The 14,089-nt window shown below is 61.4% G+C and carries 11 protein-coding genes; 3 read left to right on the top strand and 8 right to left on the bottom strand.

From position 1 onward, the window contains the following. The first annotated feature begins 4 nt into the window (after nucleotides 1-4). Together paoC and acs are read left to right on the top strand one after the other, a co-directional pair. Nucleotides 5-2,209, top strand: a complete 2,205-nt coding sequence (paoC, locus tag ABUH87_RS13860; RefSeq protein WP_367774574.1) for an aldehyde oxidoreductase molybdenum-binding subunit PaoC — start codon at nucleotides 5-7, stop codon at nucleotides 2,207-2,209. Nucleotides 2,210-2,321: 112 nt separating this feature from the next. Beyond that, a complete protein-coding gene (acs, locus tag ABUH87_RS13855; protein ID WP_367774572.1) occupies nucleotides 2,322-4,271 on the top strand; it encodes an acetate--CoA ligase in 1,950 nt (649 codons plus the stop codon). 221 nt (nucleotides 4,272-4,492) lie between these two features. On the opposite strand, the gene ABUH87_RS13850 is transcribed toward acs, so the two are convergent. The 7 genes from ABUH87_RS13850 to rlmN all read right to left on the bottom strand — a co-directional run bounded on the left by ABUH87_RS13850 (nucleotide 4,493) and on the right by rlmN (nucleotide 11,518). Beyond that, complete coding sequence (locus ABUH87_RS13850) at nucleotides 4,493-5,020, bottom strand: septal ring lytic transglycosylase RlpA family protein (protein ID WP_367774570.1); 528 nt, start codon at nucleotides 5,018-5,020, stop codon at nucleotides 4,493-4,495. Between the two features lie 141 nt (nucleotides 5,021-5,161). Then, nucleotides 5,162-6,376: an argininosuccinate synthase gene (locus ABUH87_RS13845; protein WP_367774568.1), complete on the bottom strand. Its 1,215-nt coding sequence runs from the start codon at nucleotides 6,374-6,376 to the stop codon at nucleotides 5,162-5,164. A gap of 71 nt (nucleotides 6,377-6,447) precedes the next feature. After that, nucleotides 6,448-7,695 carry a class I SAM-dependent methyltransferase gene (locus ABUH87_RS13840; RefSeq protein ID WP_367774566.1) on the bottom strand — a complete coding sequence of 416 codons (1,248 nt, stop codon included), beginning with the start codon at nucleotides 7,693-7,695 and terminating at the stop codon, nucleotides 6,448-6,450. Nucleotides 7,696-7,802: 107 nt separating this feature from the next. Beyond that, nucleotides 7,803-8,591, bottom strand: coding sequence for an SDR family oxidoreductase (locus ABUH87_RS13835; RefSeq protein ID WP_367774565.1), 789 nt, complete (start codon nucleotides 8,589-8,591; stop codon nucleotides 7,803-7,805). Between the two features lie 202 nt (nucleotides 8,592-8,793). Then, a complete protein-coding gene (locus ABUH87_RS13830; protein WP_367774563.1) occupies nucleotides 8,794-9,123 on the bottom strand; it encodes a glycine zipper 2TM domain-containing protein in 330 nt (109 codons plus the stop codon). A gap of 96 nt (nucleotides 9,124-9,219) precedes the next feature. Continuing rightward, nucleotides 9,220-10,158: an oxygenase MpaB family protein gene (locus tag ABUH87_RS13825; protein WP_367774562.1), complete on the bottom strand. Its 939-nt coding sequence runs from the start codon at nucleotides 10,156-10,158 to the stop codon at nucleotides 9,220-9,222. 106 nt (nucleotides 10,159-10,264) lie between these two features. Next, nucleotides 10,265-11,518, bottom strand: coding sequence for a dual-specificity RNA methyltransferase RlmN (gene rlmN, locus ABUH87_RS13820; protein WP_367774561.1), 1,254 nt, complete (start codon nucleotides 11,516-11,518; stop codon nucleotides 10,265-10,267). A gap of 240 nt (nucleotides 11,519-11,758) precedes the next feature. Between rlmN and ABUH87_RS13815 the strand changes: the two genes are divergently transcribed. Beyond that, nucleotides 11,759-12,421 carry an outer membrane protein gene (locus ABUH87_RS13815; protein ID WP_367774559.1) on the top strand — a complete coding sequence of 221 codons (663 nt, stop codon included), beginning with the start codon at nucleotides 11,759-11,761 and terminating at the stop codon, nucleotides 12,419-12,421. A gap of 629 nt (nucleotides 12,422-13,050) precedes the next feature. Here ABUH87_RS13815 and ABUH87_RS13810 read toward each other — a convergent pair. Then, on the bottom strand, nucleotides 13,051-14,034 hold the full coding sequence (locus tag ABUH87_RS13810) for a TauD/TfdA dioxygenase family protein (RefSeq protein ID WP_367774557.1): 984 nt from the start codon (nucleotides 14,032-14,034) through the stop codon (nucleotides 13,051-13,053). Nucleotides 14,035-14,089 lie beyond the last annotated feature (55 nt).

Raw genomic sequence — 14,089 nt, 5'->3', positions numbered from 1 at the left:
CGCCATGGAGTTCAACGCACCGGCGGGAACCAACCTGTTCGACAAGTCCAGGATCGTAGGGAAGCCTACGCCGCGGATCGACGGACCGCTGAAGACCACGGGCACGGCGCCATACGCGTACGAGAGGCATGACGTCGCGCCGAACCAGGCCTACGGGTATGTGGTCGGCGCAGCGATTTCCAAGGGGCGGATCGTCTCGATGGACCTGTCGGAGGCCCGCTCGGCGCCCGGCGTGATCGCGATCGTTGCCGCGCCGGAAACACAGCCCTTGGGCAAGGCGCGTTCCAACATCGCTCCCTTGTTTGGTGGGGACGAGATCGCTCACTATCATCAGGCAATCGCCTGCGTCGTCGCCGAGACTTTCGAGCAGGCCCGTTCCGCAGCCGGTCTCATCCGCACGGTTTACGGTCGCGAGGAGGGCGCCTTCGATCTCGCCGCGGCTGCGCCTGCCGCCGGTCTGGCGAAGGGGAGGGGCGGCAAACCGGACCGCAAGCTTCGCGGCGATTTCGAAGCTGCCTTCGCCGTGGCCCCCGTAAAGCTCGATGCCCAGTATACGACGCCTGACGAAACCCATGCCATGATGGAGCCGCATGCGACGATTGCCGCATGGCACGGCGATCAACTGACGTTATGGACTTCGAACCAGATGATCGATTGGGCGAAGTCGAGCATGGCACAGATCCTGGACATGAAGCCAGAGAACGTCCGCATCGACTCTCCGTTCATCGGCGGTGGCTTCGGCGGAAAGCTGTTTATCCGGTCGGACGCGGTAATGGCCGCGCTAGGCGCCAAGGCGGCCGGTCGCCCGGTTAAGGTTACACTGCAACGTCCCCTCGTCGTCAACAACACGACGCATCGTCACGCGACGATCCAGCGACTGCGGATCGGCGCGGAGCGAGACGGCCGCATAACCGCCATCGCGCACGAAAACTGGTCCGGTAATCTGTACGGTTCGGAGGGCGAAGACGGTACGCTGCAGACTCCGAAGCTCTACTCTGGTGAGAACCGGCTGACGGCGAACTATGTAGCCGCGCTCGACCTTCCAGAGGGGAATGCCATGCGCGCTCCGGGGGAGGCGGTTGGTCATCTGGCGCTGGAAGCGGCCATGGACGAGCTGGCGGAGCTGCTGGACATGGATCCGGTGGAGCTGCGGATCAGAAACGAGCCGCAGAGCGTCCCGGGCACTCCCGACAAGAAGTTCTCTGATCGCAACCTTGTCCGTTGCCTGCGGGATGGGGCCGAGCGGTTCGGCTGGTCGCGCAGGGCCACCAAGCCAGGGCAGGTGAGGGACGGCCGCTGGCTGGTCGGCATGGGCGTCGCAGCGGGATACCGCGGCGGTCCGGTTCAGAAATCCGGCGCGCGTGTTCGGCTGGAGACCGATGGCCGGATCACGGTGGAAACCGATATGACTGATATTGGAACCGGTAGCTATACCATCATCGCGCAGACCGCCGCCGAGACGATGGGAGTTCCTCTGGAGCAGGTGACGGTCAAGCTGGGGGATTCGCGTTTTCCCGCCTCAGCCGGCTCGGGCGGGCAGTGGGGCGCGGCGAGCTCAACAGCGGGCACTTATGCGGCCTGCGTCAGCCTACGCCGTGCGATCGGTGAGAAGCTGGGCTTCAATGGGGACACGGCGACATTTGCGGACAGCCGCATACACCTGAGCAATCGCACGATCCCGCTCACCGATGCGGGGAGCATGGCAGCTGAGGATCAGATCACGTTTGGCGAGTTCAAGCGCGAATATGACGTGGGGACTTACGCTGCGCACTTCTGCGAGGTGGGCGTCGATGTGTTTACCGGTGAAACGCGCATTCGCCGCATGCTTGCGGTCTGTGATGCCGGGCGGATCCTGAACCCGCTCTCTGCACGAAGCCAGGTGATCGGCGGCATGGTAATGGCAACAGGCGCCGCCTTGATGGAGGAGCTTGCGGTAGACAAACGATTTGGCTTCTTCGTCAACCACGACTTGGCAGGTTACGAGGTTCCCGTTCACGCGGACATTCCGCACCAGGAAGTGGTGTTCCTTGAGACGGAGGATCCGATTGCCTCACCGCTCAAAGCGAAGGGCGTCGGCGAGCTAGGGATCTGCGGTCCTGGAGCGGCCTTGGCGAACGCGTTGTACAACGCCACGGGCGTTCGGGTCCGTGATTACCCGATCACGCTGGACAAGTATCTTGATGAGCTGCCGGATCTGGCAACAATCTGACGTGGGCTTTGCTGTTGCGCGGCCATTGTAAAGCCCGCCCTCAGCTGTGCTACACTCAGATGGCAGCACGGCCCCCGAACCCGCGCACAAGAAGAATTTCAGGAGAGTGACCATGTCTCAGCCCGTGTATCCCGTCCCCGCCAAGTGGGCCGAGGAGGCGCTGATCGATAATGGCCGCTATCAGGAAATGTACCGTGCCTCGATTGACGACCCAGATGCTTTCTGGCGGCGTGAGGCAAAGCGCCTCGACTGGATCAAGCCCTTTACCCAAGTGAAGGAGACGAGCTTCGACGAGGCGGATTTTGGCATCCGCTGGTTTGCGGACGGTACCTTGAACCTTTCCGCGAACTGCCTCGACCGTCACCTTGCTGAACGTGCCGACACGGTCGCTATCCTCTGGGAGCCGGACAACCCGGCAGACCAGGAGAGGCGGATCACGTACCGCGAGCTTCACGAGGACGTCTGCCGTTTCGCGAACCTGCTGAGGAGCCGCGGGATCGGTAAGGGTGATCGCGTGACCATCTATCTGCCGATGGTGCCCGAGGCCGCTGTTGCCATGCTGGCATGTGCGCGGATTGGCGCCATCCATTCGATCGTATTCGCTGGCTTCTCGCCCGAAGCTCTCGCCGGCCGGATCCAGGACTGCGACAGTCGCATAGTGCTCACAGCAGATGAGGGGCGCCGAGGCGGCAAGGCAGTCCCTCTGAAGGCGAATGTCGATGTGGCACTGGCACATGCACCGGGCGTAGAAACTGTCATCGTTCTTGCGCATACCGGCGCGGACGTGACCAAGGTTGACAGGCGCGATATTGACTGGACGAGCGCTGCTGGCGACCAGTCCGCCAGTTGCGAACCAGAGGAGATGAACGCGGAAGATCCGCTGTTCATCCTTTACACTTCGGGATCGACCGGGAAGCCAAAGGGCGTCCTGCATACCACGGGCGGGTACGCTGTCTGGGCTGCCATGACGCACGAGTACGTCTTTGATTATCGCCAAGGTCAGATCTACTGGTGCGCTGCCGATGTGGGCTGGGTCACCGGGCATACTTACGTCGTCTACGGTCCGCTGATGAACGGCGGAACGACAGTCATGTTCGAGGGTGTACCGAACTTCCCCGATGCCTCTCGCTTCTGGCAGGTGGTGGACAAGTTCCAGGTCGAGATCTTTTACGGAGCCCCTACCGCTCTTCGTGCGCTGATGGCTGAGGGCGACAAGTGGGTCACCAGAACCAGCCGCAAGTCACTCCGCCTCCTCGGGTCAGTCGGTGAGCCCATCAATCCCGAAGCATGGGAATGGTACTACCGGGTCGTGGGGGAGGGCCGATGCCCCATCGTAGACACTTGGTGGCAGACGGAAACCGGAGGCGCGATGATTACGCCTCTCCCAGGCGCAACGCCTCTGAAACCCGGATCGGCTGCTTTTCCCATGTTCGGAGTCCGTCCGCTGCTGCTGGATGGCGAGGGGAAGATTTTGGAAGGAGCCGCGGAGGGCAGCCTCGTCATCGCGGACTCCTGGCCCGGACAGATGCGCAGCGTCTGGGGCGATCACGAGCGCTTCTTTCAGACCTATTTTACGACCTACCGCGGCTATTACTTCTCAGGAGACGGCTGCCGTCGGGATGCTGACGGCTACTACTGGATTACCGGTCGCATTGATGACGTCATCAATGTCTCGGGCCACCGGATGGGCACCGCCGAGATCGAGAGTGCACTCGTCGCACACTGCAAGGTCGCGGAGGCCGCGGTGGTTGGAATGCCCCACGCTGTAAAAGGCCAGGGGATTTATGCGTACGTCACGACCAACGTGGAAGTACAGCCGGACGATGAACTCAAGGCAGAACTCATTAAATGGGTGCGCCAGGAGATCGGCCCCATTGCGACGCCGGACGTCATTCACTTCACTCCCGCGCTCCCCAAGACGCGCTCTGGCAAGATCATGCGGCGCATTCTACGAAAGATCGCGGAGAACGATACCGGAAGCCTGGGAGACACATCGACTTTGGCAGATCCGCAAGTGGTCGACCACCTGTTGGCCACCAGTCCTCTAGCGGAAAAGGCCTGATCGTGTGGCGTCTAGCACAGACGCCGCCCGACACGGCTCAGCGCTCGCGCAGGGCGCCTCAGCGACCTGCGGGAACGCTTTTACAGGCGTGAATGTTGTCTGTTGCGAGCGCCGGCGCGGATTACCTCCCCACCCCTCGTTTCTCGCGCCGGCCTCACAAAGCGTGTGCTTAAGACCGTAGCTTAGCTGATAGTCAGCTTGATTGAGACAAGGCCAATGGGTCAGTCTGCTTCGACTGCGAGTTCAACCATGCCTCGGCCCGCGGCTCGGATGCCGATCTCGCTGGCAGCGGCCTCCGAAAGGTCGATGATGCGATTGCCGTGGAAGGGACCACGATCGTTGATCCGCACCATGACAGATTCACCAGTGCGCTGGTTCGTGACCCGTACGTTCGTACCCAGCGGGAGAGTCCGGTGCGCTGCCGTAAGCTTAGACGGATCGAAGCGCTCGCCGCTTGCGGTACGATTTCCTGCAAGCTCGCGTCCGTAATAGCTGGCCATGCCGTCGCCGATGACCTCGAAATCGGACGTTCCCATGTCGGACGCGGAAGCCAAGGATTCGCCCACTGAACCAGCAGCTGCAACCGCTGCCATTGGGGCCGCGGAAGGCAAAAAGGATTGCTCCTTCGCGAGAGCCGGCGTCGCCGCTGTAAGTGCGAGGCCCGTGATCGGCAGCGCTACCGCCGCAGCAAGTGCAATCGCTGGCGCGATCGCCCGACGGGCTGCGCCCGTCTTCGGGGTGCTTGTCATGTATGCTCCCACTTCATCCCGCATGTGCGAAACGACGGGTACAGTGATATGCTGGAGAAGTGCACCCCTGTGGGGGCGCCTCATCGTGTTCGATGAACGGCTGGCCCCCGGAAGGTAAGGATGTGGTAAGGTGTCGCTGTGTCAGCGATCGCGCTGGGCGAGCAGGCGCAGGCGAAGCGCGTTGAGCTTGATGAAGCCGGCTGCATCCTTCTGATCGTACGCCCCGGCGTCGTCTTCGAACGTCACGTGACGCTCTGAGTAGAGGCTGTCCGGGGACTTACGGCCGACCACAGAAGCCATGCCCTTGTAGAGCTTCAGGCGAACCGTACCGTTCACACGTGCTTGTGAGTGATCGATGGCGGCTTGCAACATCTCCCGCTCCGGGGCGAACCAGAAGCCGTTGTAGATCAGCTCCGCGTACTTGGGCATGAGCTCATCCTTGAGGTGCGCGGCACCGCGATCCAGCGTGATCTGCTCGACTCCGCGGTGCGCGGCAGCATAGATCGTGCCACCCGGTGTCTCGTACATGCCTCGGCTCTTCATGCCGACGAAGCGGTTCTCTACCAGGTCAAGCCTGCCGATCCCGTGTTTGTACCCGAGCTCATTCAGCTCCGTGAGCAACGTCGCGGGTGACATGACCTTGCCATTCAGTGCTACGCCGTCGCCACGCTCGAAGTCGATCGTGATGTATTCAGGCGTATCCGGCGCCTGTTCGGGATCGACCGTCCGTGAATAGACGTAGTCCGGTGTTTCCTCCCATGGATCCTCCAGCACTTTCCCTTCCGATGAGGTGTGCAAGAGGTTCGCATCGGTAGAGAACGGGCTTTCGCCACGCTTGTCCTTGGGCACCGGAACCTGATGTGCTTCGGCCCACGCGATAAGCGCAGTGCGGCTCGTGAGGTCCCATTCGCGCCACGGTGCGATGACCTTGATGCTGGGATCAAGCGCATAGGCGGACAGCTCGAACCGCACCTGGTCGTTACCTTTACCGGTCGCACCGTGTGCGATGGCGTCTGCGCCAGTCTCACGTGCGATTTCGATCAGGCGCTTCGAGATCAGCGGACGCGCGATGGAGGTACCCAGCAGGTAGTCACCTTCGTAGCGTGCGTTGGCCCGCATCATCGGGAACACGAAGTCGCTTACGAATTCCTCGCGCAAGTCGTCGATATAGATGTTCTCGTCAGGAATGCCGAGCAGCTTGGCCTTGGCGCGTGCCGGCTCCAGCTCTTCGCCCTGGCCGAGATCTGCGGTGAAGGTGACGACCTCGCACCCGTAGGTCACTTGCAACCACTTGAGAATGACGCTGGTGTCGAGGCCGCCGGAGTAGGCGAGGACGACCTTCTTGATCTCGGACATGGCTGGCGGGCTCCGTTGAACTTTCGGCGGGCCGGTACCAGCGCAGGCGCCGCGGCGCAATGGCTGCGGCATCAACGCGTGAGCAGATGCTTCTCCGTTTCCCCGATGTAGTCACGCGATAAAGGCAAGGCGTGGCGCGAGCGTGCATACTGAATCTGGTAGTTGCAAAGGCCGCCGCTCTCAAACGCGGCTGTCGCGCCCGCCAGATAGAAGGTCCACATCCGGTAGAAGCGTTCGTCGAACATCCCCACAATGGCGTCCCGCTGCACGACGCAGCGCTCGTACCACGCACGCAAGGTGCGAGCATAGTGCAGACGCAGCGTCTCCACGTCCGTGGCAATGAGCCGTACCTTCTCACTCGCGGCGACTGTCTCACTGAGGGCAGGGATGTAGCCGCCGGGGAAGATATACTTGCGAGTGAAAGCGTCGGTGGAGCCTGGGCTGCCCATGCGTCCAATCGTGTGAAGGAGCATGACTCCGTCATCCGCGAGCATGTTCGCGCAAGCCCGGAAGAAGCGTTCGAATTGCGGTTGGCCAACATGCTCGAACATGCCCACCGAAACGATCCGATCATAGCGCAGGCCCCGCTCCGCAAGATCGCGGTAGTCGATGAGCTGAAAGGTTACCCGATCGGCCACTCCTGCGTCTTCAGCCCGCTCCCTGGCCAGGGCGAGCTGTTCCTGGCTGAGCGTGATACCGTGCACGTTTACACCCGTATTCTTCGCGAGGTAAATGGCCATGCCGCCCCAGCCGCAGCCAATGTCCAGTACCCTTTGGCCGGGGGAGAGCGCCAACTTGGCCGCGATGTGCGCCAGCTTGGCTTCCTGAGCTTCCTCCAGCGTCATCCCCTCGCGAGGCCAGTACGCGCAGGAATACTGCATGTGCTCGCTGTCCAGGAAGAGCCGGTAAAGTGCGTTGCCGATATCGTAGTGATGAGCGACATTCGACTTTGATCGACGCGCGTGATTGAAGCTCTCTACCGTATGCGCAACACCATTGGTGAGCCGTCGGATCCGGCTTGGCGCCTCCAGGCTCCCTCCGCGGTCCCACATCCCGTTGGCACGGATCAGTGTGGCCAGATCCATAATGTCGCCGTGTTCGACCAATAGATCGCCGTCCATGAACGCCTCAGCCGCACCGAGCCGCGGGTCCATCAGTATGCTGCGCTCGCTCGCGGCTGAGGCAAGCCTGATGCGCACGTCGGGAAAACCAGGTTCAGGCGAGCCAAGCCGAGTTAACGAACCATCGCTCCGAGCGATCTCCAGTGTTCCCCGGCGCACAACTTGCCCCAGGAAGCGGTCCAACAAGCGTTTAGCCAAGCACTTCACTCCCCTTCGCGACCACTGCTGCACCGGACGGGGGGCGCCCCCGCCTCATGCAGCGCAATGCCCAACGACCGTAATCCCCCTTCACGAAGAGACAAGCCTCACGCCGAGCCCCCGGATGCGCCGACCGCAGCTTGGCCGCGCGCCAGGAACAGCACATCCCGGGGCTGCGAGAGCAAATGCTGTCCGGAGTCGATGAAGAGCGTCTCGCCGCTGCGCAGCCAACCGTGCGCCAGGAACAAGGCGGCGTCGGCCACTTCTTCCGCACCTGTCTTGCGCCTGAGCAGGTTCATGCGGTGTGAGCGTTCGGTTTCCGCTTCCTGTTGATCATGGCTGGCGAGAATTGCGCCCGGCGCCAATCCATAGACGCGGTCATTCGGATCGGCGTACGCCATGGAGAGCATCGGTATCGTCGCGTTCAGCGCGTGCTTGCTCATCGTGTAGGAAAAGAAGTCTGGATTCGGATTCAAGATCTTCTGATCCGTTACTTGGATTACCCGGCGTCCTGCCGCCGACCGCCCATGTGTCAGATAAGCCTGGGCAAGTGCGGCTGGCGCCGCCGCGTTGATCTGCATTGCGCGTTGAAAAATGTGCTGGTCCAACCCGGCGGCGCTATCAAGCTCGAAGACACTCGCGCAGTTGACCAGGACTCGCCAGTCGCGGAGTCGCGTCGCGATTGATCTCACAAGCTCTGCAGGCGCAGCCGCATCCGAGAGGTCCGCCTGTATGGCCTCAGCTGAGGGGAGGGTGGCGGCCAAGGCGTCGGCATCATCTCGCGACGTGCCATAGTGGATTACCACGTGCCATCCGGCCTTTCCAAACGCGCTCGCAATGGCGGCCCCAATGCGCTTGGCGCCGCCGGTGATGAGAACTGCTGGCCGTTCTATCATCGGCTTGGCACCTGAAGTGTCATCCGGGTCTCACCCGACCGGGCGAGATGTCCTCGCGCGCGAGGACTGTGTTCGTTCAGCAAACCGGTCATGATGAAGGTTGGAGCATAGAATTGCCGCACAGGAAAGCGCAGGCGCATCGCCCATGCGAAAGGCGCGCCACTACGGGAGAGGCGCGCCTTTATATAAGATAATGATGTAATCAGCGGCAGCGAGGGCGCGAACCGCTGCGTTCGATCTCCCGGCCGAGGAGGGCGCCACCTGCCGCCCCAAGAACAGTGCCGACCGTCTTGTCGCGACCGCCGTCAATCGTGCGGCCCACAAGAGCACCCGCCACGCCGCCTATCAGTAGCCCGGTGGTGCCGTTCGACTTCTTGCAATAATAGCGGCCGTTATCGCCCCGCCAATAACGGATTCCGTTATCCGTGCTGTGGTACCGGCGATCGTCGTGGCGGCGTGCTTCGGCTGGTGTCGCCGTCATCACAGGGACGGCTACGGCGGCGAGAATGGCGGCAGTAACGGCTTTACGCATGATCTTTGCCCTCAATTGCGCTTGTTTGATCCGATAACGCCACTAGTCGTTCATTGATCCACAACGTCGGATGAACGGATTCGTGTCTGCAGGCGGTCAAGCCGACCCGTGATTTCCGCAAGATGGATTGTGCGCTTCCACCGATCGCGAGTTCATGCGAACCGGACACACAGGCGCTCCGTGCATCCTTTTGCGTGCCTGCAGCTGTGGCGCGGTGGAGGGGAGCATGTGCGATGCCGCTGCCGCAAGCGCCTGAACGACCGGCCGGCCGGCGGTTGGCAACTCCATCTCCTGAAGCTGGAGCTGCCGGCGGACAGGACCTGGCAGAATCGAAACCGCCGCTCGCACCAGAAGGCGTTGGACCGGCTGCATCGGGCGAGGAAATATTGGCGCTGTGCGCATGATGTTCAGGAACTCATTCAAAGTCTCTGAAGGTTCAAGCGTTGGCAACGTCGCTTCCAGAAGGCCGTTCCACTCTGCGAGCGATCTGGGAGCACCTTGGGCGCCGTACAGTCGCGCAGCCGGCTGGGCTTCGGCGAAGGCTCGCGATTTGTCATGGGGTGACAGCGCATGGGCATACTGACTGTAAGCTTCGATGAATCCGAAAGAAGCGGTGGCTTGTACCCAATCCAGCAAGCGGGGATCATCGGCACGGTATTGCCCACCGCCCGGCAGGCTTCCGCGCACCTTTGCATGCATGGCGTTCACGCGGGCAATCATCGCCGCGGCCTCTTCGCGCGGAGCATAAACGGTGATCATGGCTGCCATCCCGGTGCGCCGGAGACGTTGCATCGGGTCGCGTCGAAAAGAACTGTGATCCCACACGCCCGCACGGACGGAGGGCTCGGCCAGCTCCAGAATGACGGCGCACACGCCACCCACGAACAATGTCAGACCATTAGCGAAAATGCGCCAGGAGAGGGAATCAGGAGCCACCAACGCTGGCGCACCCGGCGGAGTGGCGAAATCGACTTCAAGGCCCGGAGGTGGGGCCAGAAGGTCGCTGACGGGGCGAAGAAGACGATCCAGCATCATACCCAAACGATGGTATGCCACCGCCTGAAAGCGAGCCGAGGAACGTTATGCCGAGGGTGGCCTGCGCCAAAGCGTTCTTGCCAACGCCTCCAGCTGCTCCCGCTTGCTAGCCTAGCGCGGCCTGCTTCTCTTCATAAAGCCGATCCAGCTCGGCCCGGCTCTTCTTCTCGGCTGCGGTTTTCAACTGACCGCATGCGGCGTCAATATCTCGTCCTCGGGGCGTGCGTACCGGGGCGGAGATACCGGCTTCGAATACGATATCCGAAAAGCGCCTGACCCTCTCGGGCGTGGAACACTCATAGGGTGCGCCGGGCCAGGGATTGAACGGGATCAGATTCACCTTCGCAGGCAACTTGTACTGCTTGAGCAGCCGGACAAGTTCGTGAGCGTCCTCGTCACGGTCGTTCTTGTCCTTCAACATCACGTATTCGAACGTGATGCGGCGGGCGTTGCTGGCGCCCGGATAGTCAGCGCAAGCCTGAAGCAGCTCCTCGATTCCGTATTTGCGATTGATCGGCACGATCTCGTCGCGAACTTCCTTGGTTACAGCATGCAAGGAGACCGCGAGATTCACGCCAATCTCTTCGCCGCACTGCGCCATCTTGGGCACAACCCCCGAAGTCGACAGCGTGATGCGCCGCTTGGAGAGCGCGAGGCCGTCGCCATCCATGACGAGCCTGAGCGCGTCGCGAACATTGTCGAAGTTATAAAGCGGCTCGCCCATGCCCATCATCACGATATTGGTGAGCAAGCGGCCGTCGGATGAGTAGGAGCCTTCGTCCTCTTCATCCTCAAGACCGGCCATGGTGCCGCCACTCTTGGGCCACTCGCCCAAGGCATCGCGCGCTAGCATCACCTGGCCGACGATTTCCCCGGCGGTGAGATTGCGGACCAGCCGCATGGTGCCCGTATGGCAGAAGCGACAGTTCAGCGTGCATCCCACCTGGCTGGAGACGCAGAGGGTTCCGCGGTCCGCATCGGGGATAAATACCATTTCGAAGTCATGCTGATCGGCAGTGCGCAAAAGCCATTTGCGCGTACCATCGCTGGAGTGCTGCGCTTCGACAATCTCGGGACGGCCGATCACGAAGCGCTCAGCCAACCAAGGACGCATGGCCTTGGCGATGTCCGTCATGTCTTCGAACTCCACGACTCCTCGATGATAGAGCCAGTGGAACACCTGCTTTGCGCGAAGCTTCGCCTGCCGGGTGTCCAGGCCGGCTGCCTCGAACAGTTCCGCAATGCGCGTCTTCGACAAGCCGATAAGGTCAGCTCGACCATCCTCGCGCGGGGTGATGTCGCGCGGAAGCGGCACCGGGTCGATGTGCCCCGGTATGGGCATGAGGTTCGTGTCGGCCATGATCTTGGGTCATATAGTGCAGCTACCCTCCGGTGGGAAGCGGTATGCGAATAACGGACTTGAGCTATTGCCGCTGGTGCGCTGCGGCAGCTGGGCGCGCGCTTTGCACCGCCTGTCAGAGGACCTGTTGCAGGATTGCATCACCTCTTTTCGTTGTGTTCTGTTCATGAAACTCTTGTTCCCGATGAAGCATTCAACGGGTCCCGGCGGCTCTCAGCCGACTGGAAGATGGAGTTTGATATGAAGAAAGTTTTGGTCTGCCTGGCAACCGGCAGTGCATTCGTCTCTGTCCCGGCTCTGGCCCAGAGCACAGAAACGTCATTCACCGGTCCGCGCGTCGAAGCGATCGTCGGCTATGACATCAGCAAGGCCGGCAGCACCGTCGACGATGATCTCAACGACGACAACGATCAGTCGATCGACGGCTTCATGTACGGTATTGGCGCGGGCTATGATTACGACTTCGGCAGCGCCGTCGTCGGCGTCGAGGCCGAGTTGACCGACAGCACCGCCAAGACCGGCTTCGACGCCGGAGAGTATGAAGGCATCGGCTTCGGTAACGTGAAGACCGGCCGTGACATCTATCTGGGTGCTCGTGTGGGCTTCAAAGCCGCTCCCACGACCCTCGTCTACCTTAAGGGCGGTTACACGAACGCGCGCTTCGACGTCCTCGCGAACGATGGCGAGACGGAGTACGACGAGAATATCGATACGGACGGCTGGCGGATCGGTGCGGGCGTAGAGCAGAAGCTCAGCACCAACTCCTTCGCGAAGCTTGAGTATCGCTACTCGAACTATTCCAAGGCAGAGATCGATTTCGAAGACGATTTCCCGGACAGCGAACGCTTCGACGTCGACCTTGATCGCCACCAGATCGTGGCGAGCGTCGGATACCGATTCTAAATTCTTCTTCTTGGACGAACAGGGGGAGGGCGAAGCTTACAAGCTTCGCCCTTTCCGCGTCTCTCTTTGGCTTCGCATGGAGCAACTATTTCATTCGTGCGCACCCGATCGCAGCCGCGTCCAAGGCTGACGCCGCACCATTGAGAAGCCAAGTATTTGAGAAGCTGCGTCCGCGCGAATCTCTTGCTCGCACGGACATCCGAGTTGCCGACCGCATGGCGGCCACGATTGCTGCATTGTCACCAGCGTCCGCAGCCCAGGCATCACCTCCGCCACCAGCCAGCCTGAAGCGCTGATCGCCGATTCTCAGAACGATCTGCGATTGCGGAGCGAGCTTGCGAGAGAGCCGAAAGTGAATCTGGTTGCGGATGCCGCGCCGCGGCCATGTGCCAACAGCAGCGAAAGGCTGGTAATCCCGCTGATGTAAGCTGGGCTCCGCCATAGCAATGGCGTAGCAGCGAGGGGTCATCGGGTCACGAAAAGCGCCCCAGTCAGAGTAGAGGCCTAAGCTGTCTCGCGCGGCAGAAGGGGCAGCGAGCGCAAGACAGCCGAATGCCAAACTGAACCAACGAGCGAACACAGGACGCGCCCTTGCAGATCGCGAGCCCGCATGAAAGCCCAGATGTGGATCAGGCGACTTCGCGGTAGACTTCGCCGATTTTCTTGCCGTCCTCGAAATAGCCGAGGCCGTAGTCGCCTTTGATGGTGGTTCGCAGCGTTTGCCGTTCGTAGCGGGCGCTACACCCCTCAACCGCGTGAAGCATGCGATGATTGTCCCAGATCACCATGTCGGTCGGCGACCAGTCGTGCCAGTAGGCGCTGGTGCCCTCGCCAAGACGATTGATCTCGTGGGCCACCTCATCCAGCAACGCGTCACCCGCAGCATCCTCGTGGTGCTCAAGCCCAACGGCCATCCACGGCCCGAAGTGCAGCACTTTTTCTCCCGTCTCGCGCTGCCAGATCGCGGGGTGCATCGCGCGGGGGAAAAGGGCGACTTCCTTGAGCAGGGCGACGTTCCCGCTGTGCTCTGTCAGGTGCTTGAAGTTTACGCCGTACTTCATCTTCGAAAGACGGGTGTCGAGCGTGTAGATCACGTTCTTGTCTTCAAGCTTCTCGCGCAGCTCCTCCGGAAACTGCCGGTAAAGCTCGATGCCGTCCATAAACCCGGTACGACCGCCCACCGGAGCGTTGATCGGAGCTCTCAGGACGCCAGCATAGTTCAATTCATCATTGTAGCAGTGGTCGAAGTGCCAAGGCGAGTAGCGCGCCAGCACTTCGCCCTTGTACTCGACCAGACCCTCGCCCGCCTCCGGGTTCTCCGGATCGGGCTTGTAGTGCATGTCGATAACGCCCTGCGCTTCATCGCCGGTTTCCGAGTCACGAGGCGTCGACTTGGTCGGATGATCCTTTAATGGGCCGAAGACTTTGCTCAACGCCACCTGCATCTTGGCCGTCGGTTCCATGTTCTTGAACACGATCATGCCGCGCTCCACGAACAGGTCGCGCAGGCGCTGACGCACGGCCTCATCTTCGATGTTGTCCCATCCCAGTCCATCGACGGCAGCGCCGAAGCTGAGGTCGGGAGCAAGGTTGCGCACTTGAATTTCAGCCATTGTTCTCTCCTCGTCCGCGTAGCACCAGAGGCCCGCAGCGCTTTTGCTAACTTTG

The organism is Novosphingobium rhizovicinum, assembly GCF_040813635.1.
Lineage (GTDB): Bacteria > Pseudomonadota > Alphaproteobacteria > Sphingomonadales > Sphingomonadaceae > Novosphingobium > Novosphingobium rhizovicinum.
The sequence above is the reverse complement of the archived record's forward strand: the minus strand, read 5'-3'. Positions and strand labels throughout refer to the sequence as shown.